This is a genomic window from Arenibaculum sp., from assembly GCF_035998295.1.
Classification (GTDB): domain Bacteria; phylum Pseudomonadota; class Alphaproteobacteria; order Azospirillales; family Azospirillaceae; genus DASYHS01.
The window spans coordinates 53876-73448 of record NZ_DASYHS010000024.1; the positions used below are offsets into that span (position 1 = coordinate 53876).

The 19573-nt window shown below is 72.6% G+C and carries 20 protein-coding genes and 1 tRNA gene; 15 read left to right on the top strand and 6 right to left on the bottom strand.

The genetic code is table 11. The features are described from left to right. Positions 1-11: 11 nt before the first annotated feature. A complete protein-coding gene (gene polA / locus VGO20_RS02200; protein ID WP_327500643.1) occupies positions 12-2924 on the bottom strand; it encodes a DNA polymerase I in 2913 nt (970 codons plus the stop codon). Between the two features lie 181 nt (positions 2925-3105). Here polA and VGO20_RS02205 point away from each other — a divergent pair. The 4 genes from VGO20_RS02205 (at position 3106) to VGO20_RS02220 (ending at position 6661) form a co-directional block, all read left to right on the top strand. Continuing rightward, positions 3106-3192: transfer RNA gene (locus tag VGO20_RS02205), tRNA-Leu, on the top strand. Positions 3193-3331: 139 nt separating this feature from the next. After that, positions 3332-3796, top strand: coding sequence for a GFA family protein (locus VGO20_RS02210; protein WP_327500644.1), 465 nt, complete (start codon positions 3332-3334; stop codon positions 3794-3796). Between the two features lie 172 nt (positions 3797-3968). Next, positions 3969-5576: an ABC-F family ATP-binding cassette domain-containing protein gene (locus tag VGO20_RS02215; protein WP_327500645.1), complete on the top strand. Its 1608-nt coding sequence runs from the start codon at positions 3969-3971 to the stop codon at positions 5574-5576. Positions 5577-5689: 113 nt separating this feature from the next. Continuing rightward, a complete protein-coding gene (locus tag VGO20_RS02220; protein ID WP_327500646.1) occupies positions 5690-6661 on the top strand; it encodes a PLP-dependent cysteine synthase family protein in 972 nt (323 codons plus the stop codon). On the opposite strand, the gene VGO20_RS02225 is transcribed toward VGO20_RS02220, so the two are convergent. The 5 genes from VGO20_RS02225 to VGO20_RS02245 all read right to left on the bottom strand — a co-directional run bounded on the left by VGO20_RS02225 (position 6621) and on the right by VGO20_RS02245 (position 11534). Further along, the gene (locus VGO20_RS02225; RefSeq protein WP_327500647.1) at positions 6621-7910 is read right to left on the bottom strand and encodes an RNA polymerase sigma factor; all 1290 of its coding nucleotides are present in this window, start codon (positions 7908-7910) and stop codon (positions 6621-6623) included. The genes VGO20_RS02220 and VGO20_RS02225 overlap by 41 nt on opposite strands. Then, complete coding sequence (locus VGO20_RS02230) at positions 7907-8278, bottom strand: YciI family protein (RefSeq protein ID WP_327500648.1); 372 nt, start codon at positions 8276-8278, stop codon at positions 7907-7909. The genes VGO20_RS02225 and VGO20_RS02230 overlap by 4 nt, the downstream gene beginning before the upstream one ends. Positions 8279-8349: 71 nt before the next feature. Next, complete coding sequence (murI, locus tag VGO20_RS02235; RefSeq protein ID WP_327500649.1) at positions 8350-9249, bottom strand: glutamate racemase; 900 nt, start codon at positions 9247-9249, stop codon at positions 8350-8352. A 54-nt stretch (positions 9250-9303) separates the two neighbouring features. Then, entirely contained in the window at positions 9304-10170 is an 867-nt protein-coding gene (locus tag VGO20_RS02240) for a phosphodiesterase (RefSeq protein ID WP_327500650.1), read from the bottom strand. Positions 10171-10181: 11 nt separating this feature from the next. Then, positions 10182-11534 carry a KamA family radical SAM protein gene (locus tag VGO20_RS02245; RefSeq protein ID WP_327500651.1) on the bottom strand — a complete coding sequence of 451 codons (1353 nt, stop codon included), beginning with the start codon at positions 11532-11534 and terminating at the stop codon, positions 10182-10184. 239 nt (positions 11535-11773) lie between these two features. Between VGO20_RS02245 and VGO20_RS02250 the strand changes: the two genes are divergently transcribed. From VGO20_RS02250 to VGO20_RS02300, 11 genes are all read left to right on the top strand, one after another. Next, positions 11774-11962, top strand: a complete 189-nt coding sequence (locus VGO20_RS02250) for a hypothetical protein (RefSeq protein WP_327500652.1) — start codon at positions 11774-11776, stop codon at positions 11960-11962. Between the two features lie 21 nt (positions 11963-11983). Beyond that, a complete protein-coding gene (locus tag VGO20_RS02255; protein WP_327500653.1) occupies positions 11984-12634 on the top strand; it encodes a 3,4-dihydroxy-2-butanone-4-phosphate synthase in 651 nt (216 codons plus the stop codon). Then, on the top strand, positions 12631-13932 hold the full coding sequence (locus VGO20_RS02260; protein WP_327500654.1) for an aminotransferase class III-fold pyridoxal phosphate-dependent enzyme: 1302 nt from the start codon (positions 12631-12633) through the stop codon (positions 13930-13932). Before VGO20_RS02255 ends, VGO20_RS02260 begins: the two co-directional genes overlap by 4 nt. A gap of 32 nt (positions 13933-13964) precedes the next feature. Next, positions 13965-14384 (top strand): hypothetical protein, encoded by a 420-nt coding sequence (locus tag VGO20_RS02265; RefSeq protein WP_327500655.1) that lies wholly within the window; start codon positions 13965-13967, stop codon positions 14382-14384. Between the two features lie 27 nt (positions 14385-14411). Further along, positions 14412-15185 carry a hypothetical protein gene (locus VGO20_RS02270; RefSeq protein WP_327500656.1) on the top strand — a complete coding sequence of 258 codons (774 nt, stop codon included), beginning with the start codon at positions 14412-14414 and terminating at the stop codon, positions 15183-15185. Further along, entirely contained in the window at positions 15182-15640 is a 459-nt protein-coding gene (locus VGO20_RS02275) for an FAD synthase family protein (RefSeq protein WP_327500657.1), read from the top strand. The genes VGO20_RS02270 and VGO20_RS02275 overlap by 4 nt, the downstream gene beginning before the upstream one ends. A 26-nt stretch (positions 15641-15666) precedes the next feature. Further along, a complete protein-coding gene (locus VGO20_RS02280) occupies positions 15667-16524 on the top strand; it encodes a glycerophosphodiester phosphodiesterase family protein (protein ID WP_327500658.1) in 858 nt (285 codons plus the stop codon). Further along, the gene (locus VGO20_RS02285) at positions 16524-17159 is read left to right on the top strand and encodes a dTMP kinase (RefSeq protein WP_327500659.1); all 636 of its coding nucleotides are present in this window, start codon (positions 16524-16526) and stop codon (positions 17157-17159) included. Before VGO20_RS02280 ends, VGO20_RS02285 begins: the two co-directional genes overlap by 1 nt. Next, positions 17156-18298 (top strand): glycosyltransferase, encoded by a 1143-nt coding sequence (locus VGO20_RS02290; RefSeq protein WP_327500660.1) that lies wholly within the window; start codon positions 17156-17158, stop codon positions 18296-18298. Before VGO20_RS02285 ends, VGO20_RS02290 begins: the two co-directional genes overlap by 4 nt. Beyond that, a complete protein-coding gene (locus tag VGO20_RS02295; protein WP_327500661.1) occupies positions 18298-19071 on the top strand; it encodes an SDR family oxidoreductase in 774 nt (257 codons plus the stop codon). The genes VGO20_RS02290 and VGO20_RS02295 overlap by 1 nt, the downstream gene beginning before the upstream one ends. Continuing rightward, positions 19068-19573 (top strand): nucleoside/nucleotide kinase family protein (locus tag VGO20_RS02300; RefSeq protein ID WP_473964852.1); only part of this gene is annotated, 506 nt, incomplete at its 3' end. The genes VGO20_RS02295 and VGO20_RS02300, both read left to right, overlap by 4 nt.

Genomic DNA, 19573 nt, shown 5'->3' on the forward strand with positions numbered 1-19573 from the left:
TCGGTCCCGGCCTAATGCGCCTCGGCCCAGCTCCGGCCGATGCCGGCATCGGCCACCAGCGGGACCGAGAGGCGGGCCGCGCCTTCCATCACGGTGCGCACGACCTCGGCCGTCTCCTGGGCCTCGCCCTCGGGTACCTCGAACAGCAGCTCGTCGTGGACCTGCAGCAGCATGCGGCCGCTCAGCCCGGCCGCGGCCAGGGCCGGGGGCACGCGGACCATGGCGCGTTTGATGATGTCGGCGGCCGTGCCCTGGATCGGCGCGTTGATCGCCTGGCGCTCGGCGAAGCTGCGCCGGGCGGCGTTGCGCTCGGCGATGCCCTGGATGTTCAGGCGGCGGCCGAACAGCGTCGTCACGTAGCCGTGCTCGCGGCAGAAGCGCTTGGTGCGGTCCATGTAGTCGGCCAGCTCCGAGAAGCGCTCCAGGTACTGCTTGATGAAGGTGTTGGCCTCGCCGGCGGGGATGCCGAGCTGGCGGCCGAGCCCGAAGCCGGAGATGCCGTAGATGATGCCGAAGTTGATCGCCTTGGCCTTGCGCCGGATATCCGAGGTCATGGCGTCCAGCGGCACGCCGAACACCTGGCTGGCGGTCATCGCGTGGATGTCGATGCCGTCGCGGAACGCGTCCTGCAGCGCCGCGATCCCGGCCATCTCCGCGACCAGGCGCAGCTCGATCTGGCTGTAGTCCACCGAGAGCAGGCGGAAGCCCTCGGGAGCGACGAAGGCCCCGCGGATGCGCCGGCCCTCCTCGGTGCGGATCGGGATGTTCTGGAGGTTCGGGTCGGTCGAGCTGAGCCGGCCGGTCGCCGTTGCCGCCAGCGAGAAGGAGGTGTGGACGCGCCCCGTGCCGTCGACCTGCTCCTGCAGGGCGTCGGTGTAGGTGCCCTTGAGCTTGGACAGCTGGCGCCAGTCCAGGACCTTCTGGACCATCGGGTGCAGGTCGACGAGCTGCTCCAGGACCGAGCTGTCGGTCGAATAGGCGCCGGTCTTGCCCTTCTTGCCGCCGGGCATGCCGAGCTGCTCGAACAGCACCTCGCCGAGCTGCTTGGGCGAGCCGACGTTGAAGGTGGCGCCGGACAGGCGGTGGACCTCCGCCTCCAGCTCGGCGAGCCGTCCCGAGAAGTCGCGCGACAGGCGCGCCAGCTCGTCGCGGTCGACCAGGACCCCCGCACTCTCCATGTCGGCCACCACCGGCGCCAGCGGCCGGTCCATCCCCTCGTAGACGGTGGTCATGCGCTCGAACACGAGGCGCGGCTTCAGCACGTGCCACAGGCGCAGCGTCACGTCCGCGTCCTCGGCCGCGTAGTCGCATGCCCGGTCGAGCGGGACGCGGTCGAAGGTGACCCGCGACTTGCCGGTCCCGGTCACCTCGTCGTAGCTGATCGTCGTGTAGCCGAAATGGATCTGGGCCAGCTCGTCCATGCCGTGGCCGTGGCGGCCGGTGTCCAGAACGTAGCTGAGCAGCATGGTGTCGTCGAACGGTGCCAGCCGGATGCCGTGCTGCCCGAACACCTGCATGTCGAACTTCAGGTTGTGCCCGACCTTGAGCACGCAGGGGTCCTCCAGCAGCGGCTTCAGCCGCGCGATCGCCTCATGCAGCGCGATCTGGCGCGGCGTGGCGTCGCCGGACAGGTCGAGGCCGCCCACCGTCGCATCCGGCGCCACGTGGCCGAGCGGGACGTAGCAGGCTTCCCCCGGCTCGACCGCGAGGCTGACGCCGACGAGCTTGCAGCTTCCAGGCGAGAGGCTGTCGGTCTCGGTGTCGACCGCGACGATGCCGGCCTGGGCCGCCCGTTCGATCCAGCGCTCCAGGTCCTCCACCGTCTGCACCAGGACGCAGCGTCCCCGTCCCTCGGGCAGGTTCGGGCGCGGTGCTGCGCCGAGGCCCGCCACCTGCGCCGCCGTAGCGCCGGGCGCGTCCCCGGCCACCGCGTCCCCGGGCGCCGCTTCGCCGCTCCGCGCGGCGGCCGTGCCGTCCACCAGCCGGCCGTCCTTGCGCAGTTCCGCCTCCAGGCGCGCCACGGCCGAGCGGAAGCCCTGCTCGCGCAGGAAGGCGATCAGCTTGTCGTGGTCGGGCTCGCGAACGCGCAGGTCCCCGACCGGCACCGGCACTGGCACCTGGTCCTCCAGCCTGACGAGGCGCTTGGAGATGCGCGCCTGCTCGGCATAGGTCTGCAGGGCCTCGCGGCGCTTGGGCTGCTTGATCTCACCCGCGCGCTCCAGCAGGGCTTCCAGGCTGCCGTACTCGCCGATCAGCTGGGCCGCGGTCTTGACGCCGATCCCGGGGACGCCCGGCACGTTGTCGACGCTGTCGCCGGCCAGCGCCTGGACGTCGACGACCTTCTCCGGGGCCACCCCGAACTTCTCCATCACCTCCTCGGCGCCGATGGCCTTGTTCTTGATGGGGTCCATCATGCGCACGCCGTCGCGCACGAGCTGCATCAGGTCCTTGTCGGAGGAGACGATCGTGACCTCGCGCCCCTGCTCGCGGGCGAGGCGGGCGTACGTCGCGATCAGGTCGTCGGCCTCGAAGCCCTCCAGCTCCAGGCAGGGCAGGCAGAACGCCTCGACCGCCTCGCGGATGATCGCGAACTGGGGGCGCAGCTCTTCCGGCGGGTCGCTGCGGTTGGCCTTGTACTCGGGGTAGATGTCGTTGCGGAAGTTCGCGCGCTTGGCGTCGAAGACGACCGCCACCGCCTCGGCGCCCAGGTCGGCCAGCAGCTTCATGATCATGTTGGTGAAGCCGAGGACGGCGTTCACCGGCGTGCCGTCGGGCCGGTTCAGGACGGGCAGGGCGTGGAAGGCGCGGAAGATGAACCCCGAGCCGTCGACGAGGTAGAGCGGCCCCATGCCCCGGGCATCGTCGGCTGCGGCCTCGGCGGCGGTGGCTGCGGCGGTCGGCGCGGGGGCGGCGAGGTCGGACATGGCGGCTCTCTCGGACGGGGCGGTTCGGACTGGGGCGGTTCGGGTGGGGCAGTGCCAGAACATGGGCCAAGCCCGCGCGCGTGTCGAGTGTCCGTGCAGGCCGCGCCGATGCAGAAAGTGGATGCGGACGGGCCGGCGATGCGGTAGGGATGAGGGCTGCCGGCCCGCGCGGGACGGCGACGCGGGCGTGGCGGAATTGGCAGACGCGCCGGACTCAAAATCCGGTTCTGGTGACAGAGTGTCGGTTCGACCCCGACCGCCCGCACCAATCAACGGCCTCGGCCCCAGGGCCTCGATGCAGGCCCCCGCGTGACGCGTGTCCGGCGACGCAGGCCGTTGCGGTCTCCCGCCTTGCGGCCCGTCAGGCTGGGACGAGTTCCACCCCGACGAGAGAAGGTGGAGACTACATGAAGGAAGATCATCCAGGCCAGGCGGGCGGCTGCCGGTGCGGCCAGGTGAGGTTCGAGGTCGGCTCCAGGCCGCTTCTGACGATGGCCTGCCACTGCACGGGGTGCCAGCGCATGACCGCAAGCGCCTACTCCCTGAGCACGCTTCATCTCAGCGCCTCTTTCAAGGTGACCCAGGGCGAGCCCGTCATCGGCGGGCTGCGCGGGCCGACCCGCCACTTCTTCTGCCCGCATTGCATGAGCTGGCTCTTCACGCGTCCGGAAGGCTTGGACGATTACGTCAACGTGCGTTCGACGATGCTGGACGATGCCCGGTCCTTCCGGCCCTTCATCGAAACCTATACCAGCGAGGCGCTGCCCTGGGCGCGGACGCCGGCCGTCCACAGCTTCGAGAAGTTCCCGCCGCCGGAGCTCTTCCCCGCCCTGGGCGCGGAGTTCGCCGAGAAGGTCGACCAAGGCTTCTGATCCGCCGCGTTCTGAGGTCCGGGCCGGCCGGGCGGCCGGCCCGCGCACTTGAACCGGCGTCGCGTCCACACTAGGTTTTGACCCGTCACCAATCCAGGCAGGATGTTTTCAGAAATGGATCACGCCCCCGAAACGACGGCACTTCGCTTCGCTTCTCGGGGGATCGTACTCCATGCCTGCCTCTATTTCGATTTCCGGCCTTTCATGGTCGACGCCTGACGGCCATAGGCTTTTCTCGGACCTCGACTTCTCGTTCGGCGCCGAGCGCGCGGGGCTCGTCGGCCGGAACGGCGTCGGGAAAACGACCCTTCTCAAGCTGATTGCCGGCGAGCTCGCCCCCGGGACGGGAAGCGTGTCCGTCACCGGCAGGCTGGGCGTCCTTCGCCAGACCGTGCAGGTGGGGCCGGACGAGACGGTCGCCGACCTGTTCGGCGTCTCGGACGCCCTGGCCGTCCTGCGCCGGGCCGAGGCGGGCGAAGCCTCCGCGGAGGAGCTTGCGGCCGCCGATTGGACCCTGGAGGCGCGCATCGCGGCGGCCCTCGGGCGCGTCGGCCTGGACGCCGGGCAGGACGCCCGGCTGGCCATGCTGTCCGGCGGGCAGCGCACGCGGGCCGGCCTCGCGGCCCTCGTCTTCCGCGAACCCGACCTCCTCCTCCTGGACGAGCCGAGCAACGACCTCGACCGCGAGGGCCGCCGGGCATTGATCGACCTGCTGGCCGGCTGGCGGGCCGGCGCGGTCGTCGTCAGCCACGACCGGGAACTGCTGGACACGATGGACGCCATCGTGGAACTGACCTCGCTGGGCGCGCGGCGCTACGGCGGCAACTGGAGCCACTACCGCGAACGCAAGGCGATCGAGCTCGCCGCCGCCCGGCACGACCTGGCGGATGCCGAGAAGCGCGTCGCCGATGCCGCCCGCAGCGCACAGGCGACGGCCGAGCGGCAGGCGCGCAGGGACCGGGCGGGGCGGAAGAAGGCCGCCAAGGGGGACATGCCCCGGATACTGATCGGCATGCTCGAGGACAGGAGCGAGGGCACGAGCGGCGGGAACGCCCGTCTGGCCGAACGCCGGCGCGCGCAGGCCGCCGAAGCCGCGGCCGGCGCGCGTGAACGGATCGAAATCCTCCAGCCGCTGACCGTCCACGTCCCGTCGACCGGGCTTGCGCCGACCAGGACCGTCCTGAAGCTGGACGGCGTGACCGCCGGATACGAACCCGGCATGCCCGTCATCCGCGACCTGTCCCTTACCGTGGTCGGGCCCGAGCGTCTCGCCGTCGCCGGCCCCAACGGGTCCGGCAAGACGACGCTGCTCGCCGTCGTCGCGGGCAGGCTCCGGCCCTGGAGGGGCACGGCCCGGACCATGGTCGGACATGCGATGCTCGACCAGCGGGTGAGCCTGCTCGACCCGACGGTCTCGATCCGGGACAACTTCCGGCGGCTCAACCCCGAGGCCGACGAGAACGCGTGCCGGGCGGCGCTCGCCCGCTTCATGTTCCGTGCCGACGTGGCTCTAAAGGCCGTTTCGACGCTCAGCGGAGGGCAGGTGCTGCGCGCGGGGCTCGCTTGCGTGCTCGGCGGGTCGGCACCGCCGCCTCTCCTGATCCTGGACGAGCCGACGAACCATCTGGACGTCGATTCCATCGAGGCGGTCGAGGCCGGCCTGCGTGCCTATGACGGCGCCCTCCTGATCGTCAGCCACGACGAGGCGTTCCTCGGCAATGTCGGGATCTCGCGGACGCTCGACCTTCAGGCGCCAGGGCGGCGCGGGGAAGGGGAATGACGTCGCGTTCGGCGTCGACCTGTACGGTTCCGCCTTGCTTTCCGCGCTGCCGATCCGTCCATGATACCCGGGAGCGATCGTGGCGCGAGCCGAACCGGATGGGAGCGGGCGGGATGAGGGGCGTATTCTTCTCCGTGGTCGAGGCGATCGGGGCGACGCCGCTGGTGCGGCTGGACCGCCTGACGCGCGCTCGCGGCCTGGACGGCACCATCCTGGCCAAGCTCGACTATCTCAGTCCGGGTTTCTCCAAGAAGGACCGGGCGGCGCGGGGCATCATCGAGGAGGCGGAGCGGGACGGCTCCCTGCGCCCCGGCCAGACCGTGGTCGAGCTGACGTCCGGCAACATGGGGACGGGCCTCGCGATCGTCTGCGCCGTGAAGGGCCATCCCTTCGTCGCCGTAATGTCGAAAGGCAACTCGGAAGAGCGCGCGCGCATGATGCGTGCGCTCGGCGCCGAGGTCGTGCTCGTCGACCAGCTGCCCGGCTCGGTGCCGGGCCAGGTCTCGGGCGGCGACCTGGAACTCGTCGAGCAGGCCGCCCGGAGGCTGACCGAGGAGCGGGGGGCGTTCCGGGCCGACCAGTTCCACCGCGACGGCAACCGGCTCGCGCATCAGCGCACCACCGGGCCGGAGCTGTGGGAGCAGAGCGAGGGCGGGATCGACGCGTTCGCGGATTTCCTCGGCACGGGCGGCACCTATGCGGGCGTCACGACGGCGCTGAAGGAGCGCAACCCCGCGATACGGTGCTACGCGGTCGAGCCGGCGGGCGCCGCGGCGGCGGCGGGCGAGCCGGTGACGCAGCCGAACCATCCGATCCAGGGCGGCGGCTACGCCATGGGCGACCTCGCGTTCATGCGCGGCGTACCGGTCGACGGCTACCTCCAGGTGACGGGCGACGAGGCGCGGCGGACGGCCCGGGCGCTGGCGGCCCAGGAGGGCATCTTCGGCGGCTTCTCGGCCGGCGCCAACGTCGCCGCCGCGTGCCGGCTCCTCGCCGGGCCGGAGCGGGGCCGGACGGTCGCGGTCGTGATCTGCGACTCCGGGCTCAAATACCTGTCGACCGACCTCTGGTCGCAGGAGGAGTAGCGACGCCGTCCTTCTGGAGCCGGTCGAGGTGCAGGCGGATATGGGCCGCCTCGGCGGCGGTGTTGGCGAGCGCGATGGCCTGGTCGAAGGCGACCCGCGCTTCCTCCCCGCGGCCGAGCTGCAGCAGCAGGGCACCCCTCACCCCGAAGAAGTGGAAATAGCCCGACAGCCGCGGGGCCAGCGGCTCGATCATGTCGAGGGCCGCCGCCGGGCCGCGCGTCTTGGCGACGGCGACCGCCCGGTTCAGCGTGACGACGGGCGAGGGCTGCATGCGCTCCAGCATCGCGTAGAGCCGGTCGATCTGGGCCCAGTCCGTGTGCTCGGCCCGTGCGGCGCGGGCGTGCAGGCCGGCGATCGCCGCCTGGACCTGGTAGGGGCCGGGGCGGGCATGGCGCATCGCCTTGTCGATCAGCGCCAGCCCCTCGGCGATGAGCCTGCCGTCCCACAGGCCCCGGTCCTGGTCCTCCAGGAGCACGATCTCCCCGTTCGCGTCCAGCCGCGCGGGCGTGCGCGCGTGCTGCAGGAGCAGCAATGCCGTCAGCCCCATGACCTCGGGCTCGCCGCGGAAAAGCCGCAGCAGCAGCCGGGCAAGCCGGATCGCCTCGTCGCACAGCGGCCGCCGCCGCGCCGCCGCCTCGCCGGAGGCCGAATATCCCTCGTTGAAGACCAGGTAGATCATCGCCGCGACGGCGGCGAGGCGCTCCGCGCGCTCGGGCGCGCCCGGCGTCTCGAACGCGACCCCGGCCTTGGCGATGCGGTTCTTGGCCCGGGTGATGCGCTGCTCCATCGCGCTTTCCCCGACCAGGAAGGCGCGCGCGATCTGCGCCACCGACAGCCCACTGACGATGCGCAGCGCGAGCGCGACCTGATGGGCCGCCGGCAGGTCGGGGTGGCAGCAGATGAACAGCAGGCGCAGGATGTCGTCGCGGTAGTCCGCGTCGTCGAGCCGCTCGGCGATCGCGGTCTCGGCGTCGTCGAGGTCGGAGACGAGCTCGTCGTCTTCGGGCAGCGGCTCCTGCCTGCCGCGGCGGCGGATGTGGTCGATCGCCACGTTCCGCCCGACGAAGATGAGCCAGGCCGCCGGGTCCCGCGGCGGGCCGTTGCGCGGCCAGGCCTTCAGCGCACGCAGGCACGCCTCCTGGAACGCCTCCTCGGCCGTGTCGAGGTCGCGGAAATGGCGCAGGAGCGCGCCGACCGCCTGCGGGCGCGCCGCCGACAGCGCCGCATCGATCCAGGCGGCGTCGCTCACGTCGGCAGGTTCCCCGGCCGGAGCAGGAGCAGCGGCCGGATCTCGTACGCGCCCTGGCTCGGGTTCGCCTGCGCCAGGGCGCGCGCGATCCCGATCGCCTCGTCGAGCCCGTCGCAGTCCACGACGTAGAAGCCGAGGAGCTGCTCCTTGGTCTCGGCGAACGGACCGTCGATCACCAGCGGCTCGTCCCGCTTCCTGAGCGTGGTCGCCGCGGTCGTCGGCATCAGGCGGGCGACCGGCCCGAGCTTGCTCCGCTCGGCGAGCCCGCGCTGGACGGCCGCGAGGCGGTCCATCACCGCGTCCTCCTCCTCCTTCGACCAGGCGCCGACGGCCGCTTCGGAGTCGTAGCAGAGGATGGCGTAGAGCATGTGACGGTCCCTCGTTCCTTATCTCTCGAACGAGTATGCCGGCCGCCGGCGCGGCGTCGAGAACAAACTCCTCAGGCGCTGGCGGCGGGCCGCGCGTCCGGCGAGGCCGGGGCCTTCGTCCAGGCGCCGGCCCCCGTCCACACCGCGTGCCCGTCGAAGCCGAGCCCGGCCAGGAATGCCGACAGGCTGCCGATTCGCCCCGGATCGGCCGTGAACAGCATGCGGTCGCCGCCCGGCGCCGCCGGCCGGGCGGGCAGTGCGGCGAGCACGTTCGCGAGCCGCCGCGCCACCGCGGGCGCGGGATCGATCCAATGAACCTCGCGCGGGGCGGCATCGCGGAACACGTCGAGCAGCAGCGGGTAATGCGTGCATCCCAGCGCCACCGCGTCCACCGGGGCGCCCTCGTCTTCGAACAGCGGGGCCAGGATCCCGCGGACAAGCTCGCGGCTCACGGGGCGGTCGCGCATGCGGTCCTCGGCGAGCGGCGCCAGCAGTGGCGAGCCGACGCGCACCACCCGGCAATCGCCCGCGAAGGTGCGGATCAGGTCGTCGACATAGCTGCGCCGCGCCGTGCCCGCGGTGGCGAGCAGCCCGATGACGCGGGTGCGCGACAGCGCCGCGGCCGGCTTGATCGGCGGCACGACCCCGACCACCGGCACGTCGAGCCGGGCGCGCAGGTCGTCGAGGACGACCGTGCTCGCGGTGTTGCAGGCCACCACGAGCGCGTCGCCCCCGTGGGCCGCGAGCACGCCGGTCGCGACGTCGCGGATCCGGCGGACGAGGTCGGCCTCCTCGATCCCGCCATAGGGGAAGGCTTCGTTGTCCGCGACGTAGGTCACCGCGAGGCCGGGCAGCGCCTCGCGGATCGCGCGCACGACCGTGAGGCCGCCGACGCCGGAATCGACGACGACGATCCGGCCCGCCGGACCGGCGGGCCAGGGGAGGGGGGCTGTCGGCTGTTCGTGCTGCATGGCGCCGCGGGTTCCCGGCTGATGGGACGGAGGAACAGTCTGCCGCCGCAACGGTCAACGAATCGTGAGCGGCGCCCCGTCGGCGAACCAGCCTTTCTCGGTCCACTGACGGCGCGCTTCCGGCCAGTCCCGGAAGATGTCCTTCGGCGCGCCGTGGTCGCCGGTCGGGCAGGCATGGGTGACGAGCATGCCTTCGACCCAGGCATGGTACAGGAAGCCCGGCGGCTCCGCGACCGTGTAGGGCACGCCGGCCTCGGCCATGTCCAGGTGCATCTGGTAGGAGGTCGAGGGCGAGACGCTGACCGTGGCGCCGTTCCAGGACGCGTGCGCGGTGCGGTGCAGGTGCCCGCACACGATGCGCGCCACCGGCGGATGCCGCGCCAGCGTCTGGGCGAGGGCGTCGGCCCCCTTCAGACGTATCCGGTCCATGAACCACATGCCGCTCGGGATCGGGGGGTGGTGCATCGCGAGCAGCACCGGCCGTCCCGAAGCCTCGGCCAGGCGCGCGTCCAGCCAGGCGAGCCGATCCTCGGACAGGGCGCCGTCCGGCCGGCCGGGCAGCGTCGTGTCCAGGGCGACGACGCGCAGCGGCCCGGCGTCGAAGGCGTACTGGACCGGGCCCGATCCGCCGAGATAGCCGTGGTCGGGGAAGACGGCGCGCAGCGCCTCGGCCCGGTCGTGGTTGCCGGCCATGACCCGGTAGGGAACCTCCAGCCGGTCCGCGATCGCGCGGAAGGTCCGGTACGCGGCCTCGCTGCCGTCGTCGACGAGGTCGCCGGTGAACAGCACCAGGTCCGGGCGCAGGGCCGCGCGGTTGACGAAGTCGACCGCCGCCGCGAGGTCGGCATTGGTGTCGCCGTGCTCGGACGGCGGCGTGCCCGCCGCCTGGACATGCGGGTCCGTCAGTTGGGCGATGATCATCGGCGCTCCCGTCACTCCGCGGCTGCGGGGCGCTCGCCAGCCAGCCCGCCGGCCGCCCCGCCGGGCACGGTAGCGCCTTCGGCGACATGGGGAAAGAAGCGCGCGTCGGCCGGGCTCGCCGGGCGGAGCTGGTCGAACCATGTCGCCTCGGGGTCGAAGGCGGCATGGAACGGGCGGTTCACCCAGTCCGGGTCGCGCGCCTGGAGGAAGCGGAGCGCGAACCGCTGCTCGCCGCCGATCTCGACCGTGCCGTCGACGACGACCTTTCCGGGCAGCGTGCTCATGGACGGGCCGCGCACCGTGCGCGCGAGGCCCGAGACCCCGCGGTAGGCCTCGGCGAAGATCCGCGCGGCACGGGCGAGCGGCACCTCGAAATACCGCCGCGGCCCCGTGTCGCGCTCGACGAACATGTAGTAGGGGATCATGCCGAGCCGGGTCGCGAGGCGCCACAGCTCCGCCCAGGCGGCCGGGTCGTCGTTGATCCGCCGCAGCAGGGGCGCCTGGACGCGCAAGGTCGCCCCGGTGGCGCGGATGCGCGCGATCGCCGCCCGCACGACCGGGGTCGACAGCTCGACCGGATGGTTCACATGCGCCATCACCGCCACGTGCCGGCCCGACAGCGTGATCCGCTCGAACAGGCGCAGGAGGTCGTCGGCGTCCGGGTCGGTCACGAACCGGTGCGGCCAGTAGGTCAGCGCCTTGGTGCCGAAACGGATCGTCGAGACGTGGTCGAGCGCCGGGTCGAGCAGGGGTTCGACATGCCGTGCCAGCACCGCGGCCTTCATCACCATCGGGTCGCCGCCCGTGACCAGGACGTCGGTGAGCTCGGGGGTGCGGCGCAGGAAGGCGACGAGGTCGTCCGAGCCCTGCGCTTGGATGCGCAGGTCCGGGTCGCCGACGAATTGCGGCCAGCGGAAGCAGAAGGTGCAATAGGCGTGGCACACCTGCCCCGCGGCCGGGAAATACAGGACCGTCTCACGGTACTTGCGCTGCAGCCCCTGCAGCGCGCGTCCGTCGATCTCGGGCACGTTGTGGCTGAGCTGGCCGGCCGGATGCGGGTTCAGGCCCGCACGGATGCGCTCGGCCGTCGGGCGGACTCCGTCGCCCCGCGCCAGGGCCGCCGCCATTTCCGCGTATTCGGCCGGGGCGAGCATCTCGCCCAGCGGGAAGACCAGCCGGAACATCGGGTCGTCGGGCACGGCCGCCCAGTCGATCAGCTCTTCGAGGACATAGGCGTTGACGCGGAACGGAAGCACTTGGCCGACGACGCGGATGCCGTCGCGCAGGTCCCCGGGAATGCGCTCCCAGAACGGGCTGCGCTCGATCGTGGACAGGGTGATCGGCTGGTACCGGCGCTCGGTCATGAGGATTCATCCCATGGTATTCTGTAATTCTGGAGAAATCTGCGGACATTCCGAATGAATACGAGTGTATTCGTCATGAAGATCTGACAATAGGCCCGCCAAACCGTTAGCCGAACAGCCATCTTTCAGTAACATAACTGTAATTATCGGTTTGACAACGTAGTATATGCCGTGCGAAATCGGACTCAGTGTTCGAATTCGAGTTCGAACCTCCCGCTCACCCTCGGAGAGGCGCAGGCATGGCAACGACGGCCAAGATCACGTTGACGGCGGAGCAGCGCGCGTCGCTGGCCCGCGACCTGCGCATCGGAGTGGACGCCGTTCCGAACGAGCTTGCGGTCGTGGCGATCTCGCCGGAGGCGGGCGCCAGCCTCGGGCTGCCGAACGAGAGCGCGCCGCGCTTCTCCCCCGCGCTGATCATCACGTGACCGGAACGGAGGCCGACTGACATGCCCGTGACGGAACTCGGCGCTTCCGGTCCCCTGTCTCCCACGCTCGCCCGCGCGGTGGCCCAGCTCCGCGCGGGGCGGCCGGTCATCCTGTGCGACGCCGGCTCGCGCGAGGACGAGGGCGACCTCGCCTTCGCCGCCGGCACCTGCACGCCCGAGCTGGTGAACTTCACCTTGAGCAATGCGCGCGGCGTGCTCTGCATATCGATGCCGCCGGCGACCGCGGCGCGCATCGGCGTCCAGCGGCTGGCCGCGAACGGCGGCGACCCGATGGGCACGCCGTTCGGCTATCCCGTCTCGGTGGTCGGCCACGGCTCGGGCGTGTCCGCGGCGTCGCGCTGCGCGACGATCCGGGCCGTCGCCGACGAGGCGAGCCGGCCGGAGGACTTCGCCAAACCCGGCCACATCGCGACGCTGATCGCGCATCCCGGCGGCGTGCGGGCGCGCGACGGCCACACGGAAGCGATCCTCGACCTGCTGCGGATCGCCGGGATCCCCGGTCCCGGCGTCCTGTGCGAGATCCTGGCGCCGAGCGGCGAGATCGCCGGGCGCGCCGAACTCGCGAAGCTGAGCGAGGAGCACGGGCTGCCCATCCTCGACATCGCCGAGGTCGTGGCCCATCTGGCGCTCGCCGACGCGGAGGCGACGTGACGCCGCTGCGCCATCTCGGACGGCCGCCGCTGCGGCTCGACGGCGGCGCGGACGGACGGTGGCGGCTGGAAGGGGGGGGCACGCTCCTTAACGCGAGCGGCGGGCCGCTGGTCCAGACGCTGGCGCAGCCACCGCAGCCGCCGGACGACCTCTACGACGTCGTGACCCCCTCCGGCGGGGTCGAGACGCCCGTCCGGGCCCGGCTGGAACGCGAGCTGCTGGCCCGCGCGGGCATCGAGGCCGGCGGCGTGCTGTGGGCGTCGAGCGGCTCGGACGCGATGGAGATCGCGCTCTGGTTCGCGGACTGGCACGCGCATGCGCGCCACGGCCGGGCGGCGGCCACCTATCTGGTGCGCCGCGGCGGCTATCACGGCAACTCCTTCCTGACGCGCTTCCTGTCGACGCGCGGCGGCACCGAGCCGGAACGCACGCTCGACGGCCGGCGGCTCGTGATCCTGGACGAGCATGCGGACGGCGCGTCCCTCCCCGCGGCCTACGTCCCCGCGGACCCGGGCCCGGACCCGGACGGGGGCGGCGGGCGCCTGCTCGCGGCGCTGGCCCGCGCCGAGGCGCAGGGCGCGATCGTGCCGCCCGCGGTCCTGGTCGTCGAGGGCGTGCCGACCACCGGCCACGTCCTCTGGCCGGGGGCCGGCGACCTCGCGCGCACGGTCGCCTGGTGCCGGGAGCGGGGCATCCTCGTCGTCCTGGACGAGATCGCCAGCGGCTGCTTCCGGCACGGGGGGCTGACGGCGCTCGGTCCCGGCGCAGGCGCAGGCGCCCGGCCGGACGTGGTCACCCTGTCCAAGGGGCTGACCTCCGGCGCCTATCCGCTGAGCTGCGCGCTGCTGGCGCCCGAGCATGCCGAGGCGCTGAGATCGGCGAACCAGCGGCCGCTCACCTTCACCTACGGCCTGACCGACGCCGCCGCCTGGTTCACCCTCGACTGCCTCTCGCGCTACGACGCGCTGGCCGGAAGCGGCGCCTTCTCCCGGCGCGCGGCCGCGATCCGGTCGCTGCTGGAGGGGCGGCGCAGTAATGCCAGCACCGCCGGCGTCGCCGCGACCGCGACGACGATCCGGGTCGACCTGCCGGCGGCGCTGGCCGAACCGGCCATCGCGGCGCTGCGCGGGCGCGGGCTGTGGGCCTATCTCGGCAGCACGGCCTTTCCGCTGCGCGAGGGGGCGGCGGCGCGCGCCTTCCTGCATCTGTGCCCCCCGCTCGACCTGGAGCCGGCCGAGGCCGAGGCCGCCCTCGCGGCCGGCCTTGGCGCTGTCGACGCCGTCCTGGCCGAGGCGTGACCTCCCGCATCCCCGAAACGGACATCACCGACATGACCAAGCAGCCCGACTACGAGAACCAGCCCAAATACTACGTCTTCCAGCTCGTCCGGCATTCGCCGGCCTTCTTCGCCCAGACGCCGGAGGAGGAGGCTCGCAGTCAGGCGGAGATCAACGATTTCTTCCATTCCTGGTATCCGCGGGTCCGCCAGATGATCGGCGCGCATTCCATGAACATGGCCGGCGACTGGGACTGGATGGGCGTGTTCGGGGTCGAAGAGCTCTCGGACTGGGAGGCGTTCCGCGAGGAATACCGCCGCCGCTTCCCGGGCCGGACGGAGAAGAACCTGTCGCTGCCCGGCGTCTCGCACGCGGAGTTCGTCCGCGCCACTGCGTCCGTCTCGCATTACCAGGCCCTGCGCGCCCTCGGCTCCTTCCCGGGCGGCGCCGAGACCGCGCCGGACGAGGGCTGACCCGCCAGGATGGGATCACCCTCGCCGATGCACCGCCCCGAAGCGCGCCCCGAACTCCCCGACCTCGACGCCGCAGCGCTGGTCCATGTCGCGCGCGCGGCCGCGGGCGCCGAGCCGCAGGCCGCCTGGATCTCCGGTTCCCACGCCCAGGGCATCGCCCATGCGCGCTCCGACGTCGACCTCTACGTGCTGGTGGACGGCGGGGGCGGCGGCATCGTCAGGACGCGCGAAGGGGCGCAAACGGTCGAATGCGACCTGTGGGCGGCGGCGGCGGTGGACGCGGTGCTCGACCGGCTGGCCGCGGTCGACCCGTCCGGGGCGTCGCCGGACGACCTCGCGGCGTTCGGCTACGACCGCCTGGGCCTGCTGCACGGGTTGCGCATCGGTATCCCCGTGCTCGGCGCCGACGCGTTCGAGGCGTTGCGGCGGCGGTGCCTGGCCGACCGCGTGGCCGCCCTGATCGAACGGCGCAACAGCGACCGCATCGCCGTCCTGCTCGACGACGCCGCCGGCATGCAGGAGGCGGGCAACCTGCTGGGCGCCTGCCTGCGCGCGCGCGACGCGGTGGGCATAGCGGTCGACCTGCTGCTCAACCGCACCGGCCGCGTCTACATCAACCCCAAGAGCCGCTCGGGCCTGATCGCCGGCATCGGGCTCGACGACGGTCCCGTGGCGGCGATGGTCGCGGCCTATCTGGCGATCGAATCCCGGCTGCCGGAGGCGGCGGACGGGCGCGCCGCCTATCTGGAGCGCTGCCGGGCGCTGGTCGGCTCCCTGCTCGGCGCGGGAGGTGCGCAGTGACCGGACCGGTGACCGGCCCCGCTCCCGCGGCCCGCGGCCCACAGCCCGGAGAACGGCCGGTGGTGCTGACCTTCGGCACCTTCGACCTGTTCCATATCGGCCATCTCCGCATCATCGAGCGGGCGGCGTCGCTCGGCCGCCTCGTGGTCGGCGTCTCGTCCGACGAGCTGAACCGCCGCAAGAAGGGCCGCTACCCGATCTACTCCCAGGACGAGCGCATGGCCATCGTCGCCTCCCTCGCCTGCGTCGAAGGGGTGTTCCTTGAGGAGGCGCTGGAGCGCAAGCGGGAGTATCTGCTGCGCCATGGGGCCGACATGCTCGTGATGGGCGACGACTGGCAGGGCCGTTTCGACGAGTTCTCCGACATCTGCCGGGTGCTCTACCTGCCGCGCACGCCCGACGTGTCGACGACGAGCCTGATCGAGACGATACGCGCGCTGTCCCATCGCCCCTGATCCGTATTTCTGACCTGTATCCCGCCATGGCCCGCCCCTGGTTCCTCGAACGCCCGATCGCCCATCGCGGGCTCCACAACGTCTACGAGGGCGTGATCGAGCACTCGCGCGAATCGATCCTGCGCGCGCTGCGCGCCGACCTGCCGATCGAGGTCGACCTCGTCTCCTCGGCCGACCAGGTCAACTTCGTGATCCACGACTTCGTCCTCGACCACCTCACCGACGGCAAGGGCGATATCCGCGCGCTGGACGCGGCGACGGTGCGGGCCTGCCGGCTCAACTTCACCGAGGACGAGCGGATCATGACCCTGGACGAGTTGCTCGAGCTGGTCGACGGCCGGGTCCCGCTGATGGTCGAGATCAAGAGCCGCCTCGTGCGGATCATCCCCTCGGTCCAGGAGGCGTGCCGCCGGCTGGACCGCTACGACGGCATCTTCTCGGTCCAGTCCTTCAACCCCGTCGTGATGGAGTGGGTGGCCGAGCACTACCCCCACTTCACCAAGGGGCTGCTGACCTACGACACCGACATGCTGGAAGGGCGCAACCACTACATCCTGGCGCTGCTGCGCAACCGCATGCGGCCGGACTTCGTCGCCCATCACCTGCGCGCCCAGAACTCCTGGACGTTCCAGTGGATGCTCGAGCAGGACGTCCCGCGGCTCGCCTTCACGGTGCGCAACCACGCCGAATGGGACGAGGCCCGCGCCTTCGCCGACAACATGTTCTTCGAGTACGTGGAGCCGGACCGCGCCGACTGGCGGGTGCCGGCGCGCATACCCTGGCGCGCGGACGCGGGGGAGGGCACGGACCGGCGCGACCTGCACAACCCGCCGGCCCGACCTGACCGCCAGCTCAACGAGACCGACCCGTGGTGGAGGTTCTGATGACGCGGCCCGGTCGCGGCAGGCTGGTCGCGGTGTGCGGCATCGACGGCGCCGGCAAGTCGTCGCTGGTCGCGCGCGTCGCGGCCCGGCTCGGCCCGCCCGTCCTGGCCGTCCGCAAGGACGTGCGCGACGCGGTCGAGCTGTTCCAGCGCCACGCCCGGCCCGATCCCGGCGACCCGGAGCGCTGGAGCGGCGGCCCCTTCGCGCATTGCGTCGCCGCCGCCTCCGCCCTCGACTTCCTGCGCCACTACGAGCAGGCGATAGCCCCGGCGTTCGCCGCCGGCCGCCTCGTGATCGCCGACCGCTACGCGCCGTGCTACCGGGCCTATCTCCGGGCGACCGGCGCGCCCCTGGACGATGCCGCCCCCTTCGCGGGGCTGCCGGTACCCGACCTCGCGGTGCTGGTCGACGTCCCGGTCGAGGTGGCGGTCGCCCGCCACTGGCAGCGCGGCGGGCCGAGCGCCGACGAGACGCCGGCGGTGCTGACGGCGGTGCGCGCGGCCTATCGCGCGCTCGCCGCCGAGGAGCCGGAACGCTGGCGTATCCTCGACAATACCGGCGGCTTCGACGAGGCCTGCGACATGCTGCGATCCTGGATCGAGCCGTTCCTGGACGGCGGGGAGGCACGCCCATGACCCGTCTCGACGCCCTGTTCGTGCTGCGCGGGCGCCCCGGCCTCGGCCATGTGACGCCGGGCCTCGCGATCGCCCGCGCGCTTGCCGCGCGCGGAGTGCGCGTCGGCCTCGCCAGCTACGACAACGGCTGGCGCCTGCTCGAGGGGGCCGAGCTGCCGCCCGGCATCGCGGCGCGCTACGAGATGCCGGTGCGCCCGGGCTACGAGGACTGGCCCGGCCTCGACCTCTACGACCACGGCGTGCGTCACGTCGCTCCGATCCTGCAGGAAAGCGGCGCGCGCCTGCTCGTGCTCGGGGGCGAGTACGTGATGGCGCCCATCGGCCCGACGCTGGGCGTCGCGACGGCCATGATCTTCAATCCCGAGATCATGGACGACCAGCCGCGCAACCGCGTGCCGAGCGGGCTGTTCTGCCGGCTGTTCGCGGAGTGCGACTTCCTGGTCCCGATGGAGCCGCCGGGACCGGCCGCGACCCAGATCGCGCCGTTCAAGCCGCTGCGCGACCGGCTGACCCCGGCCGGGCCGTTCTGCCTGCGCGGCGGGGGCGGCGGTCCCGAGGGCCGGCTGTTCGTGGTCGCGAACGGCGGCGGCGTCTCCTTCCCGGCGCGCACCGCGTCCTACAGCAGCAGCGGGGCCGCCCCCGGCCGCTGGCTCGACCAGACCCGGAACATGACGCGCAGGGCGGTGGAGGAACTGCACGCCCGGCTCGCTCCCGGCGACGGGCTGCGGGTGTTCTCGGCCCTGGCGGAGGCCGACAACGCCGTCCTCGCGGCGCGCTTCGCCGGCCCGGGGGTCGAGATCGGCCCGCCGTCGCTGGGGTACTACGACGCGCTCGACGCGGCCGACGTCGTCGTCTCGCGCGCCGGCAGCGGCTTCATCGCCGATGCGCGGCGCTGCCGGGCCAAGGTCGTGCTGTGGGTCCTGGAAGGCCATGACGAGCAGCTCCGCAATGCCGCCGCCCTCGCCGGGCGGCGCCCCGCGACCTGGCTCGCCCGGACCGAGGAGGAACTGGCCCAGGCGGTGGCCGAGGCCGTGGCCGCCCCCGACCAGAGGCCTGCGGCCGAACCCCTGGCGGAGAACGCGGCCCGGCTCGCGGCCTACTGGCTGGAGCGCATCCCGGACCTGGCGGGGGGCAAGTGATGGCCGGGACGCACCTGGTGTCGATCGTCGGCCTGTCCTCCCTGCTCGGCACCGCGGTCGCCGACGCGCTGCTGGCCGAGCCGTCGGTGCGCGTGCTCGGGACCTGCCGGACCGGGGCCGGCCGGGTCGAGGACCTGCGCGCGCGCCACGGCGGCCGCCTCGATCTGCGCACCGTCGACGTGCTGGAGGCGGGGGAGCGCGACCGGCTGCTGGACGAGATCGCCGCGGCCGCGCCCGAAGGCGACCTGACCTTGCTCTATTGCTGCGGCAAATGGGTGTGCGGACCCATCGCCGACCTGGACCCGGCCACGATGCGCGAGGCCCTGGAGATCGGGCTGGCAGCACCCATGGCGCTCGTCTCGGGGCTGGTGCGGCGGCGGCGCGCCGCACTTCCGGGCCTGCGCATCGTGATCGTGACCGGGCTCGGCGGCGAGAAGGCCGGGGTCGCCTACAACGCGGTGTTCGGCGCGGTGACCGGTGCCGTCTACAACTTCGTGCGCGGCGTCGCGATGGAGCTGGCCGGCACCGGCGCCGTCTGCATGGCGGTGGCGCCCGGCCTGTTCGACAAGGGCCAGCCTTATATCCACGAGCTGTGCGCCGGGCTCGTGACCGGCCGGCCGACGCCGGTCGGCGAGGTGGCGGGCTGGGTCGCCGACCAGATCCTGCGCGGGCCGCCGGCGCTGAACGGCGCCGTCGTCGAGATCGGCGGCGGCCTCTTCAACTACCAGGACGCCGCGCGCATCCTCGCGGGCGGCAGGGGAGGCGGGCCATGACCGCACGCCGGCCGAAGCTGGTGGCGCTGTGCGGCGTCGACGGCGTCGGCAAGACCACGCTGCTGCGCGCGCTCGAAGGCGCGCTGCCCGCCGGCAGCACCCGCATCGTCGGCCGCGGCCCGGCCCCGTGCGAGAGGCTGGTCGAGCGCCGCTTCCCGCGCCGCTTCGGCGATCATCGCGACTGGATCGCGGGCGATTTCGCGCGCGCGGTCGCCGTCGCCTGCGCCTTCGACTACGTCGCCTTCCACGAGACCACGGTCGCGCCCCTGCTGGCCGGGGCCGGGGCCGGGGCCGGGGCCGGGGCCGGGGATGGGGCCGGGGATGGGGATGGGGACGGGCCAGACCTGGTCGTGACCGACCGCCACGCCGCCTGCTTCCTCGCCTACGCCCTGTGCGCGGACGAGCCGGACGCGCTGGCGCTGGAACTGCTGCGCGGCGTGCCGGAACCCGACCTCGTCCTCCACGTGACGGTGCCCGAGACGGTCAACCGCGCCCGCTCGGC

Excerpts from the sequence above, each read along its gene's own strand:
- polA (WP_327500643.1), bottom strand. The coding sequence starts at position 2,924 with ATGTCCGACCTCGCCGCCCCCGCGCCGACCGCCGCAGCCACCGCCGCC.
- VGO20_RS02210 (WP_327500644.1), top strand. The coding sequence starts at position 3,332 with ATGAAGGAAGATCATCCAGGCCAGGCGGGCGGCTGCCGGTGCGGCCAG.
- VGO20_RS02215 (WP_327500645.1), top strand. The coding sequence starts at position 3,969 with ATGCCTGCCTCTATTTCGATTTCCGGCCTTTCATGGTCGACGCCTGAC.
- VGO20_RS02220 (WP_327500646.1), top strand. The coding sequence starts at position 5,690 with ATGAGGGGCGTATTCTTCTCCGTGGTCGAGGCGATCGGGGCGACGCCG.
- VGO20_RS02230 (WP_327500648.1), bottom strand. The coding sequence starts at position 8,278 with ATGCTCTACGCCATCCTCTGCTACGACTCCGAAGCGGCCGTCGGCGCC.
- murI (WP_327500649.1), bottom strand. The coding sequence starts at position 9,249 with ATGCAGCACGAACAGCCGACAGCCCCCCTCCCCTGGCCCGCCGGTCCG.
- VGO20_RS02240 (WP_327500650.1), bottom strand. The coding sequence starts at position 10,170 with ATGATCATCGCCCAACTGACGGACCCGCATGTCCAGGCGGCGGGCACG.
- VGO20_RS02245 (WP_327500651.1), bottom strand. The coding sequence starts at position 11,534 with ATGACCGAGCGCCGGTACCAGCCGATCACCCTGTCCACGATCGAGCGC.
- VGO20_RS02250 (WP_327500652.1), top strand. The coding sequence starts at position 11,774 with ATGGCAACGACGGCCAAGATCACGTTGACGGCGGAGCAGCGCGCGTCG.
- VGO20_RS02255 (WP_327500653.1), top strand. The coding sequence starts at position 11,984 with ATGCCCGTGACGGAACTCGGCGCTTCCGGTCCCCTGTCTCCCACGCTC.
- VGO20_RS02265 (WP_327500655.1), top strand. The coding sequence starts at position 13,965 with ATGACCAAGCAGCCCGACTACGAGAACCAGCCCAAATACTACGTCTTC.
- VGO20_RS02270 (WP_327500656.1), top strand. The coding sequence starts at position 14,412 with ATGCACCGCCCCGAAGCGCGCCCCGAACTCCCCGACCTCGACGCCGCA.
- VGO20_RS02280 (WP_327500658.1), top strand. The coding sequence starts at position 15,667 with ATGGCCCGCCCCTGGTTCCTCGAACGCCCGATCGCCCATCGCGGGCTC.
- VGO20_RS02285 (WP_327500659.1), top strand. The coding sequence starts at position 16,524 with ATGACGCGGCCCGGTCGCGGCAGGCTGGTCGCGGTGTGCGGCATCGAC.
- VGO20_RS02290 (WP_327500660.1), top strand. The coding sequence starts at position 17,156 with ATGACCCGTCTCGACGCCCTGTTCGTGCTGCGCGGGCGCCCCGGCCTC.
- VGO20_RS02295 (WP_327500661.1), top strand. The coding sequence starts at position 18,298 with ATGGCCGGGACGCACCTGGTGTCGATCGTCGGCCTGTCCTCCCTGCTC.